Source organism: Streptomyces solicavernae (assembly GCF_029968095.1).
GTDB lineage: Bacteria > Actinomycetota > Actinomycetes > Streptomycetales > Streptomycetaceae > Streptomyces > Streptomyces solicavernae.
Genome location: NZ_JASCIR010000036.1, coordinates 1 through 18,387, shown reverse-complemented (window position 1 = coordinate 18,387; position 18,387 = coordinate 1). Strand labels below are relative to the sequence as shown.

17 protein-coding genes are annotated in these 18,387 nt (G+C 70.0%); 8 read left to right on the top strand and 9 right to left on the bottom strand.

From position 1 onward, the window contains the following. Position 1 precedes the first annotated feature (1 nt). Positions 2–856, top strand: coding sequence for an NAD(P)H-binding protein (locus QIS99_RS27855; RefSeq protein WP_282516456.1), 855 nt, complete (start codon positions 2–4; stop codon positions 854–856). A 120-nt stretch (positions 857–976) separates the two neighbouring features. Next, positions 977–1,765 (top strand): SDR family NAD(P)-dependent oxidoreductase, encoded by a 789-nt coding sequence (locus QIS99_RS27850; protein WP_282516455.1) that lies wholly within the window; start codon positions 977–979, stop codon positions 1,763–1,765. 110 nt (positions 1,766–1,875) lie between these two features. On the opposite strand, the gene QIS99_RS27845 is transcribed toward QIS99_RS27850, so the two are convergent. Then, positions 1,876–2,484 (bottom strand): TetR/AcrR family transcriptional regulator, encoded by a 609-nt coding sequence (locus QIS99_RS27845; protein WP_282516454.1) that lies wholly within the window; start codon positions 2,482–2,484, stop codon positions 1,876–1,878. Positions 2,485–2,768: 284 nt separating this feature from the next. Between QIS99_RS27845 and QIS99_RS27840 the strand changes: the two genes are divergently transcribed. The 5 genes from QIS99_RS27840 to QIS99_RS27820 all read left to right on the top strand — a co-directional run bounded on the left by QIS99_RS27840 (position 2,769) and on the right by QIS99_RS27820 (position 7,910). Further along, positions 2,769–4,031, top strand: coding sequence for an IS701 family transposase (locus QIS99_RS27840; protein ID WP_282516453.1), 1,263 nt, complete (start codon positions 2,769–2,771; stop codon positions 4,029–4,031). 157 nt (positions 4,032–4,188) lie between these two features. After that, positions 4,189–4,920 carry a 4'-phosphopantetheinyl transferase family protein gene (locus QIS99_RS27835; protein ID WP_282516452.1) on the top strand — a complete coding sequence of 244 codons (732 nt, stop codon included), beginning with the start codon at positions 4,189–4,191 and terminating at the stop codon, positions 4,918–4,920. 100 nt (positions 4,921–5,020) lie between these two features. Then, the gene (locus tag QIS99_RS27830) at positions 5,021–5,842 is read left to right on the top strand and encodes an AfsR/SARP family transcriptional regulator (protein WP_282516451.1); all 822 of its coding nucleotides are present in this window, start codon (positions 5,021–5,023) and stop codon (positions 5,840–5,842) included. Between the two features lie 126 nt (positions 5,843–5,968). After that, on the top strand, positions 5,969–7,453 hold the full coding sequence (locus QIS99_RS27825) for an MFS transporter (RefSeq protein ID WP_282516450.1): 1,485 nt from the start codon (positions 5,969–5,971) through the stop codon (positions 7,451–7,453). Between the two features lie 46 nt (positions 7,454–7,499). After that, positions 7,500–7,910 (top strand): PPOX class F420-dependent oxidoreductase, encoded by a 411-nt coding sequence (locus QIS99_RS27820; protein WP_282516449.1) that lies wholly within the window; start codon positions 7,500–7,502, stop codon positions 7,908–7,910. Between the two features lie 68 nt (positions 7,911–7,978). Here the strand turns inward: QIS99_RS27820 and QIS99_RS27815 are convergent, their stop codons facing one another. The 8 genes from QIS99_RS27815 to QIS99_RS27780 form a co-directional block, all read right to left on the bottom strand. Beyond that, positions 7,979–8,971, bottom strand: coding sequence for an EamA family transporter (locus QIS99_RS27815; RefSeq protein ID WP_282516448.1), 993 nt, complete (start codon positions 8,969–8,971; stop codon positions 7,979–7,981). Further along, positions 8,968–9,951, bottom strand: coding sequence for a hydroxyacid dehydrogenase (locus QIS99_RS27810; protein ID WP_282516447.1), 984 nt, complete (start codon positions 9,949–9,951; stop codon positions 8,968–8,970). The genes QIS99_RS27815 and QIS99_RS27810 overlap by 4 nt, the downstream gene beginning before the upstream one ends. Before the next feature lie 74 nt (positions 9,952–10,025). Next, positions 10,026–11,045, bottom strand: a complete 1,020-nt coding sequence (gene sbnB / locus QIS99_RS27805; protein WP_282516446.1) for a 2,3-diaminopropionate biosynthesis protein SbnB — start codon at positions 11,043–11,045, stop codon at positions 10,026–10,028. 111 nt (positions 11,046–11,156) lie between these two features. After that, entirely contained in the window at positions 11,157–12,173 is a 1,017-nt protein-coding gene (gene sbnA, locus QIS99_RS27800) for a 2,3-diaminopropionate biosynthesis protein SbnA (protein ID WP_282516490.1), read from the bottom strand. A 225-nt stretch (positions 12,174–12,398) separates the two neighbouring features. Then, complete coding sequence (locus QIS99_RS27795) at positions 12,399–13,184, bottom strand: thioesterase II family protein (RefSeq protein ID WP_282516445.1); 786 nt, start codon at positions 13,182–13,184, stop codon at positions 12,399–12,401. Further along, positions 13,181–14,758, bottom strand: coding sequence for a GMC family oxidoreductase (locus QIS99_RS27790; RefSeq protein WP_282516444.1), 1,578 nt, complete (start codon positions 14,756–14,758; stop codon positions 13,181–13,183). Before QIS99_RS27790 ends, QIS99_RS27795 begins: the two co-directional genes overlap by 4 nt. Positions 14,759–14,808: 50 nt before the next feature. Next, a complete protein-coding gene (locus tag QIS99_RS27785) occupies positions 14,809–15,075 on the bottom strand; it encodes an acyl-CoA carboxylase epsilon subunit (protein ID WP_282516442.1) in 267 nt (88 codons plus the stop codon). Then, positions 15,072–16,643, bottom strand: a complete 1,572-nt coding sequence (locus tag QIS99_RS27780) for an acyl-CoA carboxylase subunit beta (protein WP_282516441.1) — start codon at positions 16,641–16,643, stop codon at positions 15,072–15,074. The genes QIS99_RS27785 and QIS99_RS27780 overlap by 4 nt, the downstream gene beginning before the upstream one ends. 278 nt (positions 16,644–16,921) lie before the next feature. On the opposite strand from QIS99_RS27780, the gene QIS99_RS27775 reads away from it, so the two are divergent. Continuing rightward, a partial coding sequence (locus QIS99_RS27775) for a type I polyketide synthase (RefSeq protein ID WP_282516440.1) occupies positions 16,922–18,387 on the top strand: 1,466 nt, incomplete at its 3' end.

Below are 18,387 nucleotides of genomic sequence, written 5' to 3'. Positions count from 1 at the left end.
GATGCGGATTGCCGTGACCGGGGCGACGGGGGCGGTGGGGTGTGAAGTGGCCCGCGCGCTCGCCGGGGAGAGCGGTGTGCGGCTGGTGGTGCGTGATGTGGACAAGGCCGCCCGGATGGGGCTGCCCGGCGAGGTCCATGCCGCCGACTACGGCGATGTCCCCGCCCTGGAGCGGGCTTTGGCAGGGGCCGAGGCTCTGTTCGTGGTGACGGGGAACCCGCTGCGCCCCGAGCACGATGAGCACATTCTGGCCGCGGCGAAGGCTGCCGGGGTGCGGCATGCAGTGAAGATCTCCTGGACCGCCGTCGCCGACCCGACGGCAGACGATCTGGTCGCTCGCTGGAACCGGCGGAGCGAGGAACTGCTGCGTGACTCAGGACTGTCCTGGACGGTGCTGCGCATGCGTACGCCGATGTCGAACGCGCTCGGCTGGGCCGCTTCGATCCGGGACGAGGGCGTGGTCAGAGCCTTGGGCGGTGCGGACCGCACCGCGTGCGTGGACCCCCGCGACGTCGCGGCCGTGGCCGTCGAGGCCCTGCACGGCGCGGAGCACGCCGGGCGGACCTATGCCCTGACAGGCCCGGAGCCCATCAGCGTACGGGAGCAGGTCGAGGAACTCGCCGGAGTGCTGCAACACCCCATCCGCTTCGAGGAGTTGACGGAAGAACAGGCGTTTGCGCGATGGTGCCGGCGCTTCCCGGATGAGGTTGCCCGGGCTCTTCTGCAGGGCGCGCAGCGGCGGGCTGCCGGCGCCTCGGCAGCGGTCGAAGGGACCGTTGCCGCCGTCACCGGCAGGGCGCCTGCGAACTTCGCCCGGTGGGCGGCGGATCACGCGGACCGTTTCCGCGCACGCTGACCGGCCGCCATCAGTGAACCGCAACCGTGCCGTAACCGCCGCTTGCGCGGGGGGCGGTACGGTGCCCGGCACCGTAAACGATCAAGGAATGGCCAGGGGGACTCAAGAGTGGAGATTTCTGTGCACGGTACGCATGCGGCGAGCGCTTCCGGACTTCTGGAAGGCAAGACGGCCATGATCACGGGGGCGTCCAGCGGGATCGGGGCAGCCGCCGCGCGGCTCTTCGCGGCCGAGGGCGCGGCGGTCGTCCTGATGGCACGGAGGGAGAAGCAACTCCTCGCGGTGGCCGAGGAGATCGAGTCCGCCGGGGGGCGTGCGGTGGCGGTCACCGGGGACGTGACCGCTCCGCACGACGTCGCACGGGCCGTAGAGGCGGCCGTGGACGGCTTCGGTGGTCTGGATGCGGCGTTCAACAACGCGGGTTGGGGTGCCAGGGGCACCGAGCTGCACGAAACGGACGACGAGGTCTATGAGCAGATCATGGACGTCAACGTACGTGGTGTGTGGAACTGCCTGCGCAGTCAGATCCGGGTCATGCTGGAGCGCGGTGAAGGCGGGGCGATCGTGAACACCTCCAGTACGGCGGGGGTGTTCGCCACGGGAGCGCTCGCGCCCTACGTGGCCGCCAAGCACGCGGTCCTCGGGCTGACGAGGTCGGCGGCTGCGGAGTACGGGGACCGGGGGATCCGGGTCAACGCCCTGGTCGTGGGCAGCACGCGCACGGAGCTGATGGAGGAGGCCTACCGGGGCATCCCCGAATCGGAGTGGACCGGGGGCAACCGCGCCATTCAGCGACGTCTGGCCGACCCGAACGAGGTGGCCCAGGCTGCCGCCTGGCTGTGCAGCGACCGCTCGTCGTTCGTGACGGGCGGTGCCGTCCCGGTGGACGGCGGCTGCACGGCAGTCTGAGCCGGGCAGTGGTGCGGGGCCGCGATGTCGGCGCCGCATTCGGGCCGGGGCCGGGGCGGGTGTCGCCTGCGGTTCTGCGTGGAGTGGGAGCGGCCGGGGCGACACCTGTCTCATGCCCGCTCCGGCTCGCGCCGGCGCCGCATGGCCCGGACCGTGGGTGCGGTGATGCCGTGTATCACCGCCGCCCAGATGCGGGACAGTTCGGTCGCCCGGTGCTCGCCCTGCTCCGTACCGCGCAGCGAGGACGCCGAACCGTGGACGAGGTGCGAGGCCAGGCGTACCAGCGTCTCGACCTTGACCGCCGAGTCGAGGAGTTGTTGCTGCTCGGCCTCGAACAGCAGTAGCCGCACTGTGGGCATCCAGATGTCGTCCCAGTCCGCAGCCGGCTCCGCCAGCTGCCTGGTGGCCTGCACGCCGGCGTCACTGGCCAGCAGATCGGCCAGCTCGCAGGTGACGGCGACGACCGACTGCAGCGGGTCGTCGGTCGCGTGCAGGACCCGGTCGATGGCCTGGCGCGTGGTCTCCGTCCCCACCTCGGTGACCGCAGCCGCCAGGTCGCGCTTCCTGGCGAAGTGGAAGGTGAGGGCTCCCATGGAGACACCGGCTCCACGGCACACGTCCTGCAATGACGTGCCGGTGTAACCCTGGCGGGCGAACGCGTCAGCCGCTGCCCGGACCATGCGGTCCCGCGTCAGCAGGGCTCGCTCCTGCTTGACCATGGTGTCCCCACCCTTCTCTTCCCAAGGGGTCCTCCGGCGCGGACCTGGAGATCCAGTACGCCTCGTTCGAAGCTACTGCCGGTCCTCCCCGGGCGGGTCCCGAGGCGCGGGCATCCACTGCCTTCTTGGCAAGTCCTCTTCTGCGGGCCCCTGCTCGTGCCCGAACGAGCGGGCGAGATGGCTAAGTCGTCTCCGGCGGCTCCCTCGCGGAGAAAAATAAAAAAAATGCGTTATTCTTTTTTTGAAGGTCGCTTACGCGGACCCGTCACGAGAGGAGAGCTGACATGCCCGACCGACCGGACACGGCTGAACCCGCCACCGGGCCGCAGCTGAGGAAGACCGGGGCGGACGGCGGGCTGGACGCGCTGACCCGCCGGCTCTTCCGCGAGTTTCCGCGCGCCGATCAGCGCCGCTGGGCCGCCTCCTACGTCTCGGGGCTGCTGGACACCCCGGGCAAGAAGTCCGTCCGCAACATGGGCCGTTCGGTCTCCGCCTCACACACCGCCCCGCAATCCCTCCACCAGGTCGTCAACGAGAGCACCTGGCCCTGGAACGCGGTCCGCAGGGAGCTGTTCGACTGGTGCCGAGAGCATGCCGGGGCGCGGGGCTTGACCCTGGCTCGGATCCCGCTGCCCAAGCGGGGCAACTGCTCCGCCGGAGTGCACCGCAGGTTCGACGCGGCGAGCGGCCGTACCATCAGCTGCCAACTGGGCCTCAGCCTCTTCCTGCTCACCGACCGCGGCGCGGTCCCCGTCGACTGGCGCCTCTACCTCCCCGAGAACTGGGTCGACGACGCGTCGCTGCGCCGTCGCGTACGCATCCCCGACGCCACTCGGGCCCACACACCGGGCCGCCTCCTGCTGGACCTGGCCGCTTACGCCGACGGCGCCGGGCTCGACGTTCCACTGGCCGTCGAGGCCGAGACGGTCGCCGAAGCCGTGGAACTGGTGGCCGGACTGGGCGCGCTCGACGCCGAATCGGCCGTCGCCGTCCCCCTGACCACCCCGGTGTCCGCCGTCCTGCTGCCTGGTGCCAGGCGCGCGGGAGCCGCTGCCGTGGGCGGCGGACGGCCGACCGCCGGAGGACTGGCCGAACAACTCGCCGCCACGGCCCAGCCGCTGCCCGCCCCAGGCGCCGCCGGACTCCGCCTGCTCCCCGCCGTCGTGCACACCTCTGCCCTGGCGCGCCCGATGCGGCTCATCGGCTCCTGGCGCCCCGGGGAGCGCAGGCCGGACCGGGTCTGGCTGACCGGGGCGGACGAGCATCGGTTGCACCGTATGGTCCCGCTGCTCGCGCACCCGGGAGCGGCGCAGGAGACGTTGCATCTGCTCGACGACTGCGGAATGCGTGACTTCGAGGGCCGCTCGTACCCCGGATGGCACCGCCACATGACCCTCGTGGGTGCGGCCTGCTCCTATCGGGTGCTGGGCGGCGGGACACAGGAGGAAGCGCGGCCCGTCGAGCGGACGAGCCGGCGGCACGGTGCGCGGGAAGAACAGCACGCCGACTCGCGTGCTGCCGCCAGTGCTTGGGGGCGGGCCGCATGACCGAGACCCTGACCCCGCCCATCATGGACCGTTTCGTCAAAGGATGGCTGGGCGTCAAGAGGGTCCTGCAATGGCGCACCTGGCTCAGCTCCGCCACGACGCACGACCCCGAGTGGGAAGCAAGGGAACTGCCGGCGTGGCCGGGGCGGTGGCACCCATGACCACGTTCCTGGACCTGTGGCTCCTCAGGCCGCCCTCGACCGGGCGGGGCGCCACCCTGGTCGACGCCTCCGAGCTGGACAAAGACGAACGGTCACGGGCAAGCGCCTTCATCACCCCCGCCGACCGGCTCCTCTACCGCTCGGCGCACATCGCCCTGCGGCGCGTCCTGGCCGCGTACACCGGCTGTGCTCCCGCAGAGGTCGCCTTCGTACGCGAACCGTGTTCCGGGTGCGGCGACTTGCACGGAAGGCCCGTCCTGGCCGGGCCCGCCGGGCAGCCGCAGTTCTCCCTCTCCCACACCAAGGGCCTCGTCCTGATCGCGGTGGCGGCCGAGCGGGTGGGCGTCGATGTGGAACGCGTGCCGGGAGCGGAGGTCGTGGAGCAGTGCACCCCGTCCCTGCACCCTGGGGAGGCGGTGGAGGTCGGGGCGGCGCCTCCGGACGGGCGCAGGGCGGCCTTCGGGCAGATCTGGGCACGCAAGGAGGCCTATCTCAAGGGACTGGGGACGGGTCTGAACCGTGACCCCAAGTCCGATTACCTCGGTGCCGATCCGGTCCGCAGACCCGTCGGCTGGTCGGTCCTGGATCTCGCATGCGGCCCCGGACACCACGGAGCCGTCGCCGTCCGCACCAAGCTGTCCGCACCGGGTGCGGTACGGGAACTTCCCGCCCATGCGCTGCATGCGGGATACCGGCTGCCGCCCCCGTGGCGCCCCTTGCCCGCGTGAATCCCCACCCGCCCACTCATTTACCTACGTGATTCCCCTGAGCCGCTGACAGGGAGCCAGGAATGTCCACCTCTGTGTCTCGAATACGAAGTGAGGGATCATGCATTTCCGCATACTGGGCCCACTGGAAGCCGTCGCGGGAGGCCGGCCCCTGCCGCTGGGCGGCATCAGGCAGCGCTCCGTTCTCGGTCTCCTTCTGCTCCAGCCCAACCGCGTCGTGTCGACGAGCAAACTCATGTCGGCCATGTGGCCCGAGCAGCCGCCGGCATCCGCCCGGAAAGTCGTACAGAATTCGATCTGGAGTCTGCGCCGCCTCCTCGCCTCCGGCGAGGGCGGCCCCGAGCCGTCCGAGCACCGGGTGCTCCTGCTGACCAGGGCGCCGGGATACAAGCTGTGCCTCGACACCGACCGGGTCGACCTGCACCGATTCCAGCGGCTCGTCGAACAGGGCCGGGCAGCACTCGCGGCCGGGTCACCGGAGCAGGCCTCCCTCGTACTGCGCCAGGCCCTGGACCTGTGTCAGGGGCCTGTTCTCGCCGACCTGGGCGAGTCGGGCATCAACAGCGCCGAACTCGCCGCCGTGCAGGGCCATGAACTGGCCGCCCTGGAGGACTACTTCGAGGCGGAGCTCGCCTGCGGACGGCACTTCTCCGTCCTCGCCGAGCTGGAGCCGACGGCCCGCGCCCACACCCAACGGGAGCGGCTCTGCGGACAGTTGATGCTCGCCCTCTACCGATGCGGCAGGCAGGCGGACGCACTCGCCGTCTACCAGTCGACACGGACCGCGCTCCGTGAGGGGTACGGCCTGGAGCCGTGCCATGAACTGCGCCGACTTGAGGTCGCGATCCTCAACCAGGACCCGGCGCTCGTCCTCCCCTGCACCCGTATCGAATACGCGCTGCTCGGCAGAAGTGTGGCTTGAACAGAAGCCCTGCCCGATTTCCCCGCCACAGGGAACTTCACGGGCCGCTCCGCCCTGCCATTTTCCGGCCATTTCCCTTGCCCCTGCCTCGTTTCACTCCTCACACAGAAAGTCAGGGAACCAGAGATGACTGTCTCATCGGACACCGCACAGCACGAAAGCGCGGTAGCCGCCCCCCTCCAGGAACATCAGGAGCCGCAATCGCAGCGCATGGGTGCGCGGCGCTGGTGGATTCTCGCCGTGCTGTGCGCCTCACAGTTCATGGCGGCGCTGGACTTCTCGATCGTCAGCGTCGCGCTTCCCACCATCGGAGAGGAGCTCGGTTTTGAACTGTCCAGCCTTCAGTGGGTGATCACCGCGTTCGCGCTGCCCTCCGGCGGTCTCCTGCTGCTCTTCGCGCGAGCCGGTGACCTGTACGGGCGCCGCAAGTGGTTCCTCGCGGGGCTCGCCCTGTTCACCGTGACCTCGCTCGCGGGTGGTCTCGCCCAGGACCCGGCGCTGCTCCTCGCCGCCCGGGTGGGCCAGGGCCTGGCGACAGCGATGCTGGTGCCGTCCGGCCTCGCGCTGCTCACCACGTCCTTTCCCGAAGGGCCGCTGCGGAACAAGGCGCTGGGCATCAACGGCGCCCTGCTCTCCCTCGGGTTCACGGCCGGCGTGATCCTCGGCGGGGTCATCACCGAATCGCTGGACTGGCGCTGGACGATGTTCATCAACGTGCCGTTCGGCATCGTCGCGATCGCTCTCACGCTGCTGCTCGTCGCCGAGTCCCGCAACTCCGGCAAGGACAGCCTGGACCTGCCCGGCGCCGTCTCGGTCTCCGCCGGACTCCTCGCGGTGATCTACGGCGTCACCGAGGCCGAGAAGAGCGGCTGGACCGGCCCGGTCGTGCTGCTGTCCCTCGCCGTCGGCGTCGCACTCCTGGTGGCCTTCGTGGTGATCGAGACGCGCAGTGCGTCCCCGCTGGTCCCCGTGCACGTACTGAAGCGCCGCTCGGTCGGCTGGGGCAACTTCGCGGGGCTCGTCACCTTCTCGATGATCACCTCGGTGGTCTTCCTGATGACGATGTACATGCACCAGGTGATGGACTTCAACCCGCTCCAGATCGGCCTCTGCTTTGCCTCTCTGGGCGGCGCGATGATCGTCGCCGGACCGCTGGTGCCGCACCTCGTCAGGAGCTGGGGCCCCGGCACCACCCTGGGCGTCGGGCTGACCGTGCAGGCGACGGGCACCGCCGTACTGCTCCTGCTGGGAGCCGACGGCGACCTCGGCGTGCTGCTCGTCGGTACGGGTATCGCCGGCTGGGGCCACATGATGGCTGTCGTCTCGTACACCATCGCGGCGACCAACGGCCTCTCCAACGCCCTTCAGGGCGCGGCCAGTGGCCTCGCCACCACGGCTCAGCTCGTCGGCCTCACCCTCGGCACCCCGGTCATCGGCGCCATCGCCACCGGCCGTATCGCCACCGTGAAGGGCTCTGTGGGCGCCAAGGAGGCCACCGTCGCCGGTGTACACCTCGGAGTGATCGTCGTGGTCGCGTTCCTCGCCGTGGGCGTGGTCACGTCCCTGGCCTTCCTGCGGCCGCAGCCGGACACGGCGGCGAAGAGCTCCTGAGCCGCAAGACACAGCAAGCAGAGAACCAGAGAAGGAAGGCACACCCATGCCCGTATCCCTCCCCGAGCCGGTCAAGAAGCTCCTCGACTCGCCCGTGTTCGGCACCGTGGCGACACTCCAACCCGACGGGAGCCCGCAGTTGACCGTCGTCTGGGTCACGGCCGACGGCGACCAGATCCTCTTCGTCACCTCCTACGGCACCCGCAAGGAGAAGAACCTCCGCAGGGACCCCCGGACGACCGTCCTCATCAACCCCTCGGACGCGCCCTACAGCTACGCGTCCATCAGCGGCCTCGCCGAGTTCACCGACGAGAACGCCGCCAAGCTCCTCGATGAGCTGTCGGTGAAGTACAGCGGCAAGGTGTACGCGGAGTTCAGCCCCGGCAATGTGCCCGAGGCGGACCAACTCGTCGTCGTGCGGGTCACGCCGACCAGGGTCGCGGGCAACATCCGCTGAAGTGGCTCACGGGCAAGGGGCGTTGACCGGTCGGCCGGCCAACGCCCCTTCTGCGTGCCGCGGACGGGTCAGCCCACCCGCTGCAGTGCCGGCTCCGACTCCGGCCGGGTACCCGCCGATTCCGTGTCCCGGCGCTGCGCCGGCCGGTCCGTGGCGGACGGGGTCGCGCTCTGCGCGATGAACGCGCCGGTCAGCACCATCAGCCCGCCCACGATCTGCGGAGCCGCCAGCCTCTCGTCGAGCAGCGCCCAGGCCAGCACGGTTGCGATCACCGCCTCCAGACAGGCCACCACCCCGGCCACCTGCGGCGATAGCCTGCGCACCGCCACCACACCGGTCAGGAACGCGATCACCGTGGAGACCAGCACGATCCACCCGACCAGGGCTGCCTCCGGCACCTCCTGGCCGCCCAGGACGGCCTGCCCGCTCAGCTGGGACCAGTCCAGCTGCCAGGGCCGGGCCACCACGGTGAGCACCGCGGCGCCGATCAGCAGCCCGTACGAGATGATGGCGACCGGCGACACCGAGGCGTCTCCCTCGCTGCCCTTCTCCGAGAGGAGGAAGTACGCCACCTGGCAGGCGGCAGCGCCCAGCGCGAGCAGCAGGCCCAGCGGGTCGAAGGCGAGCCCCGACCACACCTGGACCACCCCGGCCAGCCCGCCCACGGCGAGCAGCACCCCCACCGCGGCGGCCTTCGTCACCGGCTTGCGCTGCACGAAGCGCACCCACACCAGCACCAGCGCCGGCGCCAGATACTCCACCAACAGCGCCACACCCACCGGGATGTAGGAGATCGAGGCGAAGTAGAAGCCCTGCACGCCGGCGACGGCAAGCAGCCCGAAGCCGAGCAGCAGACCCGGCCGTCGCCGCACCGCCGACCTGTGGTGCAGGGCCAGCGGCAGCATCACGAGCGCTGCGCCTGCCACCCGCAGCCAGACCACGTGCAGCGGGTCGACACCGGACTCGATGAGGGGCTTGGCCGCGACCCCCGAGCCGCCGAACGCGAAGGCGGAAGCGGCGGCCAGGGCAAGCCCGGCGCGGGAGTTGCGGGCCCGGCTCACGAGACGGTCACCGTGGCGGCACGGGCAGCGGTGGCCGCCGGGTTCACCAGCCCGCCGACCGGCAGTCCGAGGAACGCGTTGCGGACGGCACCCAGCACGGTGGACGCCGCGCGGTCCTGGGCCTCGCGGGTGCCGGCGCCGATGTGGGGAGTGCACACCACGGAGTCCAGGTGCGGAAGCGGCGAGTGGGTGGGCGGCTCGGTCTCGAAGACGTCGAGGGCCGCGCCTGCGATCCGTTCCGCGGCCAGCGCGCTCGCCAGCGCCGTCTCGTCGACGATGCCGCCCCTGGAGGTGTTCACCACCCGCAACGACGGTTTGGCGAGGGCCAGTTCACGCGCACCGATCAGTCCGGTGGTGGCCGGGGTGCGGGGCACGTGGACGGTCAGCACGTCGACGGTGGACATCAGCTCGTCCAGCGGCATCCACCCCACGCCCTGGGCGAACGCGAACTCGGCGGTGACGTTCGGGTCATGGGTGAGCAGCTCCACCTCGAACGGGGCGAGCCGCTCGGCGACCAGCTGGCCGATCCTGCCGAAGCCGAGGATGCCGATGCTCTTGCCGCTCAGCTCGGAACCCTGGAAGTCCGCGCGCCGCCACTCACCGGCCCGTACGGAGGCGTGGGCTGCCGGCAGGTGCCGGAACATCGACAGGATGAGCCCGACGGTCAGCTCGGCGACGCTGGTCACGTTGGACACCGGGGCGTTGACGACCATCACTCCGGCCCGGGTGGCCGCATCGACGTCGACATTGTCCAGGCCCACCCCGGCGCGGGCGATGATCCGGAGCCGCGGAGCGTGGTCCAGCACCTCCTGGTCGACGCGGGTGGCGCTGCGGATGATCAGTGCCTCGGCCTCGGGGACGGCGGCGAGCAGGGCGGCGCGATTGCTCCCCGTGCACTGACGGATCTCGAAGTCCTCGTTGAGCTCGGCCGTGAGCCGGGTCGGCAGGGGATCCGAGATGAGGACGACGGGGTGGGACATGGGAGGTTCCCTTCGCAATGGTGGGCGTGGGGCGTTGACGGTGGTGCGTCGGGTGCCGTGGCGCCAGGCGCGGCTTACGCGTAGCGGTTGAGGTCGTGGAAGAAGCCGGGCGCGGGCTGGTCGAGTCCGAGTCGGGTGGCCTCCGCGTACACATGTGCACCGACAGCGAGGTCGAGGACGCCGAGGCCGAACGGGGAGAAGATGACGGGCTTGTCACGCGGGGGCGTCACGGTGCCGCGCAGGACGTCGTAGAGGGTTCCGTCGACGAAGTCACGGTTGCCGGTGGCCTGTTCCAGCAGGTGCGGAGAGGTGTCGGCCTTCAGGCAGTGCTCGATGTCGTCGAGCACGTTGAACGAACCGCGGAGGATCTCCGGGTTCAGATCGCGCAGCGATACGTGCAGCACAGTCGGGTTGTGGTCGAACCACGAGGAGTCGTGGACGTGCGGGGTGCCCGCGGTGGTGGCGAAGACGACCAGCTCGGAGGCGCGCAGGGCGTCCTCGGCGGAGTCGCGGACGGTGATGCGTGCGGACGAACGGTCGGCGAGGGTGCGGGCGAAGCTCTCCGCGTACTCCCGGCTGCTGTCGTGGATGCTGATCTCGTCGAACTCCCAGCCTGTGCCCTGAAGATAGGTGTGGATGTAGCGGGCGATCAGGCCGGTGCCGAAGAAGGTGATGCTACGGGGACGCTCCCGGTCGCGGTGCAGCTCGGCGGCGGCCAGTGCCGCCGAGGCAGCGGTGCGGGTGGCGCTGATGATGGAGCTCTCCAGGCACGCGAACGGGTAGCCGGTGGCGTGGTCGTTGAGGATCAGGACCGCCGAGGCCCGGGGCAGTCCGTTGGTGATGTTGCCGGGGAAGCTGGAGATCCACTTGATGCCGTCGACAGCGCTTCCGCCGCCGAGGGACGCGGGCAGGGCGATGATGCGGGAATCGGGGCGGTCGGGAAAACGCAGGAAGTAGCTCGGTGGATTGACGGTCCGGCCCTCGCCGTGGGTGAGGTAGGCGGCGCGCACCACATCGAGGATCTGCGGCTCGTTTCCGGCGAGGACCTCGTGGACGGCCTTGCCGCCGATGACAGAGAATTCGGGTGCGGGCATGGGAGTCTCCTGAAATCGAGGTTCTTAAGGGAAGAGGAGGGAAGAGGAGGGAAGAGGGACGGGGGAGCGCGGAAAGGAAGGAGAGGCGGGGCGGACGAGGCCGCGCTCGACCTAGCCGTGCACGAACTCCGCTGCCCCGGCGGGCGAGAGCGGATCTTCGTCCGTGATGGTGCCGAACCGGCTGTGCACCCACGCGTCGTCGTAGACCGAGTCGAGGTAGCGCTCCCCGAGGTCGGGTGAGATGCCGAGGGCCAGCGCACCGGGGTTCTCCTCGGCCAGCCGCTGCCGGGCCCCGGCCAGTACGGTCCCGGTCGAACCGCCGAGCAGATAGCCGCGGCGCGCAAGCGATCGGCACATGCGCACCGCTTCTCGCTCCGGAACCATCAGCACCTCGTCGACCACGCTCTCGTCGACGATTTCCGGGCGTCGTCCCGTCCCGAGGCCGGGAATGTGCCGGGTGCCGGCCGGGCCGCCGAAGGTCACCGAGCCGACGCTGTCCACGGCCACGATGCGCACCGGGTGCCCGATGTCCTTGAAGAAGCGGGCGCAGCCGGTGAGCGTACCGGTGGTGCCGGCGCCGATGAACAGGAAGTCCACCTCGGGAAAGGCCCGTACTATGGCGGGTCCCGTGCTGCGGTAGTGGGCGCGCCAATTGTCGTCATTGGCATACTGGTTGAGCCACAGGGCCCCCGGAGTGCTCCGGCACAGCTCACGGACCCGGCGGATGCGTGCGCCGAGCAGGCCCTCGACCGGATCGGGCTCCGTGACGACCACGACCTCGGCGCCGTAGGACCTCATGGTCCGCAGATGGCGGTCGGTGCAGCGGGAGTCGGTCACACAGACGAAGGTGTAACCGCGCTCAGCCGCCAGGGCGGCCAGCGCCACACCGAGGCTGCCCGACGACGACTCGACGAGGGTGGAACCAGGGTGCAGCAGGCCCATCTCCTCCGCGCCGTCGACCATGCTCAGTGCCGCCCTGGCCTTCACCGAGCCGGCGAAGTTGAAGCCCTCGCATTTGAGGAAGAAAGGCCTTTGGAAGGACGGGGTGAGATCGACGAAGACATCGTCCGGATTGAATTCGAGTGGGGATGTGACGGTGTTTCGGTGAGTGGTCTCCCCGGCAGGCATGGAGAGGCCCGGCGAATTCCTTTCTGTTTGCATGAGGGAGACGCTACGGGGCGCCCGGGCGCCCGCGCAATCGCGAACCTGCCTGAAAGGACCGGGAATTACTGGGTCGTTGCCTGAATTCGCGCAGGAGGGCGCGGGTGGAAAAGTCAACGTCTCCGGCGGCCTCAACTGAATGCTGAGGCCGCCGGAGACGTACTGTCTTCAGCTGTGCTTTTCCGCGTTCGGCTACGTCCAGGCCGCTTCCGGCAGTGCGTCGGACACCAGCTCCGCCAGTTCCTCCGTGAAGGCATCGAGATAGAAGTGACCGCCCGGGAACATGCGCATCGAGACCGCCCCCGTCGCCAACTCCCGCCAGGCCGCGACCGCTTCGGTGGTCACCGTCGGGTCGGTGTCGCCGATCAGCACCGTGAGCGGACACCGCAGCGCCTCGCCCGGCACCCAGGCGTACGAGCGCAGCGCACGGTAATCCGCGCGCAGTGCCGGCAAGGCCATGCGCATCAGTTCGGGGTCCGCCAGAGCCCGTCCCCCGGTGCCGCCCAGTCGGCGCACCTGCGTCAACAGCGCCTGGTCGCCGGCCGGTTGGTCACCGGGGGCGGCACCCTTCGAGGGGGCGCCGCGCCCCGATACGAAGAGACGCTCGGGGCCGGCGTCCGACCGCTGGAGCCTACGGGCCGTCTCGTACGCGATGACGGCGCCCATACTGTGCCCGAACAGCGCGTACGGCTGTTCGCCGCGTTCCTCGATCTCCGCCGCGAGCACATCGGCGATCCGGCCGAGGTCTTCCAACGGGGCCTCCCGGTAGCGGTCTTGGCGACCCGGATACTGCGCCGCCGCCACCGAGATCCGCCGCCCCCCGGAGCCGCGCCGCCCGGCCAGCGCCCGGCTCAGCCCACCGTAGGCGCCTGCCGACCCCCCGGCGTGCGGAAAGCAGTAGAGCCGCAGTCCCGCGGCACCGCCTGCCGACAGCTCCCGGAACCAGGCGGCGTCCGTACCCCGCCCGGCAGCCGTCACCGTGCGCCTCGGATCAGGTCGGCCGCCCGCTCACCGATCATCACGGCCGGGGCGTGCGTGTGCCCGCGGGTGATCGTCGGCATGACGGAGGCGTCGGCGACACGCAGCCCGGTCACCCCGTGCACCCGCAGATACGGATCGACAACGGCCTGCTCGTCGTCTGCTCCGCCCATCCGGCACGTGCCGACCGGGTGGTAGAGCGTGTCGCCGTGCTGCTGCACCGTCCTGGCCAGCCCGGCGTCGTCGACCGTCCCGGGCCACGGCGCCATCGGGCCGCTGACCAGCGGGGCCAGCGCCTTTGTAGTGAACAGCCGCTCCGCGAACCGCAGACCCGACAGGAACACGCGCAGGTCCTCCTCGGCGGTGAAGTAGCCGGGGTCGATGAGCGGTGCGGCCGTGGGGGCGGCTGCGTCGAGGGTGATGCGGCCCCTGCTCTGCGGCTGGAGCAGAATCACGCCGAGGGTGAGCCCCTGGCGCACCGCGGTTCCGTGGTCGGTGAACGGGATGGGCGCCCAGATCAGCTCCAGGTCCGGGGCTCCGGGCCCGCCGTCCCCCCGGAAGAACGCCACGGCCTCCGCGATGTTCGAGGTGAGCGGGCCGAGCCGGTCCCGCTCGTAACGCAGCCTGTTGGCGGGGGTGTACGCGTCGGCGAGCGGCACCGGCACCGTCGCCTCCATGAGCAGGTTCAGGGTGAGGTGGTCCTGGAGGTTGCGGCCCACCCCCGGCAGCGCGGCCACGGGAGCGACCCCGGCCCGACGCAGCTCTTCGGGGTCGCCGATGCCGGACAGCATCAGGAGGTGCGGAGAGCCGACGGTGCCCGCACTCAGCACGATCTCCCGCCGGGCGCTCAACGTGTCCCGGTCGGTCTCCACACCAGTGGCCCGGCCGTCCTTCAGCAGGACGCGCCGCACCTGGGTGCCGGTGAGCACAGTGAGGTTGTCGCGTGCCAGGGCCGGGCGGAGATAGCCGTCGGCCGCGCTCCAGCGCTCGCCACGCAGCTGGTTCAGCGGAGTGACCGCGCAGCCTGTGTGGTCGGCGCCGCCGAGTCCGTCAACCAGCTCCGGCAGGCCGGCCTCGGCACAGGCGTCCAGGAAGCGCTCCGTCGTCGGGTCCGGGTCACGGGGCTCGGAAATCCACAGCGGACCCTCGGTGCCGTAGCTCGCGCCTCGCCCCGGATCGCCCGCCCACCGCTCGGACTTGCGGAAGTACGGCTCCACCGCCTCCCACGACCACAGGCCCTTCGTCGCCTCGGCCCAGGGCCCGTAGTCCTCGCTGTGACCCGGTATCCACATCTGGGCGTTGACCGAGGACGACCCGCCGAGCGTCCGGCCGCGCGGCCAGAACATCTCACGGTCGGCCATTCCTGACTGTGGGGTGGAACGGAACGCCCAGTCGTCGTCGGTCCCCATGAGCTTGAAGAAGGAATACGGGACCTTGATGTCCGGATTCGTGTCCGGACCGCCCGCCTCGACGACCGCCACCCGCACGGCCGGGTCCTCGGAGAGCCGGGCGGCGAGCACACAGCCCGCGGAACCCGCGCCCACGATGACGTAGTCGAATACGTTCTTGCTCACCGCTCCGCCTGCCTTCCTGTTCTGCTGTCCTGTCGAGGGGCACGACCCGGTCACAGGCCGGGCCGCCACGCGCCGCCGGGGCATCCACCCGACCACCCCACCGCTGCGGGCCGGCCGCCGCCCACGCGCCGCGGCCAGTGCGCGGCGGCCGGCCCTTGTGCGGGATCTTCGGCGACAGCCGCGGCCGGCGCCGCGACACGCGCGCACAACACCGCCACCACGGCGGCCAGTTCAACCGCGTCCGGGTTGCCCTTGTCGACCCGGAACATGGCCGCACCCACGGTGCCGGGAGGCGCGCTGCCGACGGCCGCGCTCACTGGGGCTGGTTCCCGTGCTTGCGCGACGGCAGCGGCGCACTCTTCGCGCGCAGCATGTCCAGCGCCTTGATCAGCCGAATCCGGGTCTCCGCCGGGTCGATCACATCGTCGACCAGACCGCGCTCCGCCGCGTAGTACGGGTGCATCAACTGGCTGCGGTACTCCTTGATCCGGGCGGCCCTGGTGGCCTCCGGATCGTCGGAGGCCGCGATCTCCCGGCGGAAGATGACGTTCGCCGCACCCTCCGCGCCCATCACCGCGATCTCGTTCGTCGGCCACGCCAGCGACAGGTCGGTGCCGATGGACCGGGAATCCATCACGATGTACGCGCCCCCGTACGCCTTGCGCAGAATCAGCTGAATACGAGGCACCGTCGCATTGCAGTACGCGTAGAGAAGTTTGGCGCCGTGCCGGATGATTCCGCCGTGCTCCTGGTCGACCCCCGGAAGAAACCCGGGAACATCCACCAGGGTCACCAGCGGGATGTTGAAGGAATCACAGGTCTGGACGAACCGTGCAGCCTTTTCACTCGCCGGAATGTCCAGCACACCGGCCAGCGCCGCAGGCTGATTGGCGACGATCCCGACCACCTGCCCGTCAAGCCGGGTCAGCGCACACACGACATTCGTCGCCCAGTTCTCGTGCACCTCGAAGAACTCGCCGTCATCGACGATCTCCTCGATCACCTTGCGCATGTCGTACGAACGGTTCGGGTCGGCCGGCACCAGCTCGGCCAGTTCCTCGGTGCGCCGGTCGGCCGGATCGTCGCACTGCTCCGCCGGGGGCTGTTCCCGGTTGTTCTGCGGCAGCAGGGACAGCAGGTGCCGGACGTCCGCCAAACAGCTCGCCTCGTCGTCGTAGGCGAATCCGGAAACCCCGGACAGAGAGGTATGGGTGTCCGCGCCGCCGAGCCCCTCCTGCGATATCTCCTCGCCGGTGACCGCCTGCACCACATCGGGCCCGGTGATGAACATCTGCGCGGTGCCACGCACCATGAACACGAAGTCGGTGAGCGCGGGCGAGTAGGCGGCACCGCCCGCGCACGGCCCGAGGACCACGCTGATCTGCGGAATCACCCCGGAATTGCGTACGTTGCGCTGGAAGATCCCGCCGTACCCGGCAAGTGCGGTGACGCCCTCCTGGATCCGGGCGCCGGCCCCGTCGCACAGCCCGACCACCGGGGCGCCGGCGGCCTCCGCGAGGTCCATCAGCTTGTGGATCTTCTCCGCGTGTGCTTCGCCGAGGGCGCCTCCGAAGATCCGGAAGTCGTGCGCGTACACGAAGACGGTCCGGCCGAATACCTTGCCCCAGCCGATGACCACGCCGTCCGTGTGCGGTCGCTTCGCCTCAAGTCCGAAGCCGGTGGCCCGATGCCGCCGCAGTGTCTCCACCTCGTTGAAGGTGCCCTCGTCGAAGAGGAGGTCGATGCGCTCGCGGGCCGTCAGCTTTCCCTTGGCATGCTGGGCGTCGGTAGCTGCACGACTCGGGCCGTTCCTCGCCTGTTCATAGAGGGCATGCATTTCTGCCGAATGCCCGTGGGTCTCGGGACGTTCATGCACGACTGTCATGTCCTGGAGCTCCATTCGGACGCGGTTTCCCGCGTGCTGTTCGCCGGGAAAACACCTGCTTCCTGGACCGTACTGGCGATCGAGAATCGTCGGGGAACGGGCGTTCCAACACCCGTTAATCAGAGGTCAATTGAACGGTAATCGACCGCTCTTCCCGGCCCTGCGGGGCGGCCGATTACCGAAGAATGTGTGAGGCGTTGAAACACCTCTACTAGCGTCGGGAGCCCCTTCGATAAACCCCCGATTCGACACATACGCAGTACGAGCGGAGCCCGGAGATGATGGATTCTGAGGTGAGCAGGGCCACCGGCGCCCTTGCGGAGGACGATTCGATCGCGGTGATCGGCCTGTCCTGTCGGCTTCCCGGGGCACCGGACCCCGACGCGTTCTGGACCCTCCTGCGGGAGGGGGCCAACGGAATCACCGAGGCTCCGCAAGACCGTTGGGACACCGAATCCCTCTACGACCCGGACACGTCGCTGCCTGGCCGGATGAGCACCAAGTGGGGCGGTTTCCTCGACCGGGTCGGCCACTTCGACCCGGAGTTCTTCGGTATCTCACCGAAGGAAGCAGCCGCCATGGACCCGCAGCAGCGGCTCCTGCTCGAACTGAGCTGGGAGGCCCTGGAGAACGCCCGTATCGTCCCCGGCACCCTGCACGGCACCGCGGCCGGAGTCTTCGTCGGAGCCATCAGCAGCGACTATGAACTCCTGCTTCATCAGGGCGGTCGCTCCGCCATCGACCGGCACTCCCTCACCGGCACCCAGCGCAGCCTGATCGCCAACCGGGTCTCGTACACCCTGGGCCTGCGCGGTCCCAGCCTCACCGTCGACTCGGGCCAGTCCTCCTCCCTCGTCGGAGTCCACCTGGCCTGCGAGAGCCTGCGCCGTGGCGAGTCGGACATCGCGCTCGCGGGCGGTGTCAACCTCAACCTGGCGCCCGAAGGAACCATCGGCACCAGCAAGTTCGGCGCCATGTCGCCCGACGGCCGGTGCTACACGTTCGACGAGCGCGCCAACGGCTACGTACGGGGAGAAGGCGGCGGCCTCGTCGTCCTCAAACCGCTCGCTGCGGCACTCGCCGACGGCGACCCGATCCGCGGCGTCATCCGAGGCAGCGCCGTCAACAACTCCGGCGACGCCACAACGCTCACCACCCCTGACCGCGAGGCACAACAAGCCGTGATGGCCGCCGCTTGCCGCCGGGCGGGCATCGACCCCTCAGACGTCGGCTACGTGGAGCTGCACGGCACCGGCACCAAGGTCGGTGACCCGATCGAAGCGGCTGCCGTCGGCGCCGTCTACGGCACCGGACGCCCCGCCGACCAGCCGGTGCGGGTCGGCTCGGCCAAGACGAACGTCGGGCACCTGGAAGGCGCGGCGGGCATCGTCGGCCTGCTCAAGGCACTTCTGGCACTCACCCACCGGCAGCTGCCGCCGAGCCTCAACTTCGAGCGCGCCCACCCCGACATCCCGCTCACCGAACTCAGGGTGCAGGTGCAGCAGCAGCTTGAGGAGTGGGACACCGGGCGGCGAGCCGATCGTCGGCTTGCCGGGGTCTCGTCCTGGGGCATGGGAGGTACGAACGCTCATGTCGTGGTCGAGGAGGCTCCGGTCGGGGGCCCGGCCGAGGTTCCGGTTGAGGAGGCTCCGGTCGAGGAGTCTTCTGTCGAGGTTGCGGGTGTGTCGAATGTGTCGGGTGTGGTGCCGTGGCTTGTTTCGGCGCGGAGTTCGGAGGCCCTTGT

Bases quoted from the DNA above. Each gene is read 5' to 3' on its own strand.
- QIS99_RS27855 (WP_282516456.1), top strand. From the start codon at position 2: ATGCGGATTGCCGTGACCGGGGCGACGGGGGCGGTGGGGTGTGAAGTG.
- QIS99_RS27845 (WP_282516454.1), bottom strand. From the start codon at position 2,484: ATGGTCAAGCAGGAGCGAGCCCTGCTGACGCGGGACCGCATGGTCCGG.
- QIS99_RS27840 (WP_282516453.1), top strand. From the start codon at position 2,769: ATGCCCGACCGACCGGACACGGCTGAACCCGCCACCGGGCCGCAGCTG.
- QIS99_RS27835 (WP_282516452.1), top strand. From the start codon at position 4,189: ATGACCACGTTCCTGGACCTGTGGCTCCTCAGGCCGCCCTCGACCGGG.
- QIS99_RS27830 (WP_282516451.1), top strand. From the start codon at position 5,021: ATGCATTTCCGCATACTGGGCCCACTGGAAGCCGTCGCGGGAGGCCGG.
- QIS99_RS27825 (WP_282516450.1), top strand. From the start codon at position 5,969: ATGACTGTCTCATCGGACACCGCACAGCACGAAAGCGCGGTAGCCGCC.
- QIS99_RS27820 (WP_282516449.1), top strand. From the start codon at position 7,500: ATGCCCGTATCCCTCCCCGAGCCGGTCAAGAAGCTCCTCGACTCGCCC.
- QIS99_RS27810 (WP_282516447.1), bottom strand. From the start codon at position 9,951: ATGTCCCACCCCGTCGTCCTCATCTCGGATCCCCTGCCGACCCGGCTC.
- sbnB (WP_282516446.1), bottom strand. From the start codon at position 11,045: ATGCCCGCACCCGAATTCTCTGTCATCGGCGGCAAGGCCGTCCACGAG.
- sbnA (WP_282516490.1), bottom strand. From the start codon at position 12,173: ATGCCTGCCGGGGAGACCACTCACCGAAACACCGTCACATCCCCACTC.
- QIS99_RS27780 (WP_282516441.1), bottom strand. From the start codon at position 16,643: ATGACAGTCGTGCATGAACGTCCCGAGACCCACGGGCATTCGGCAGAA.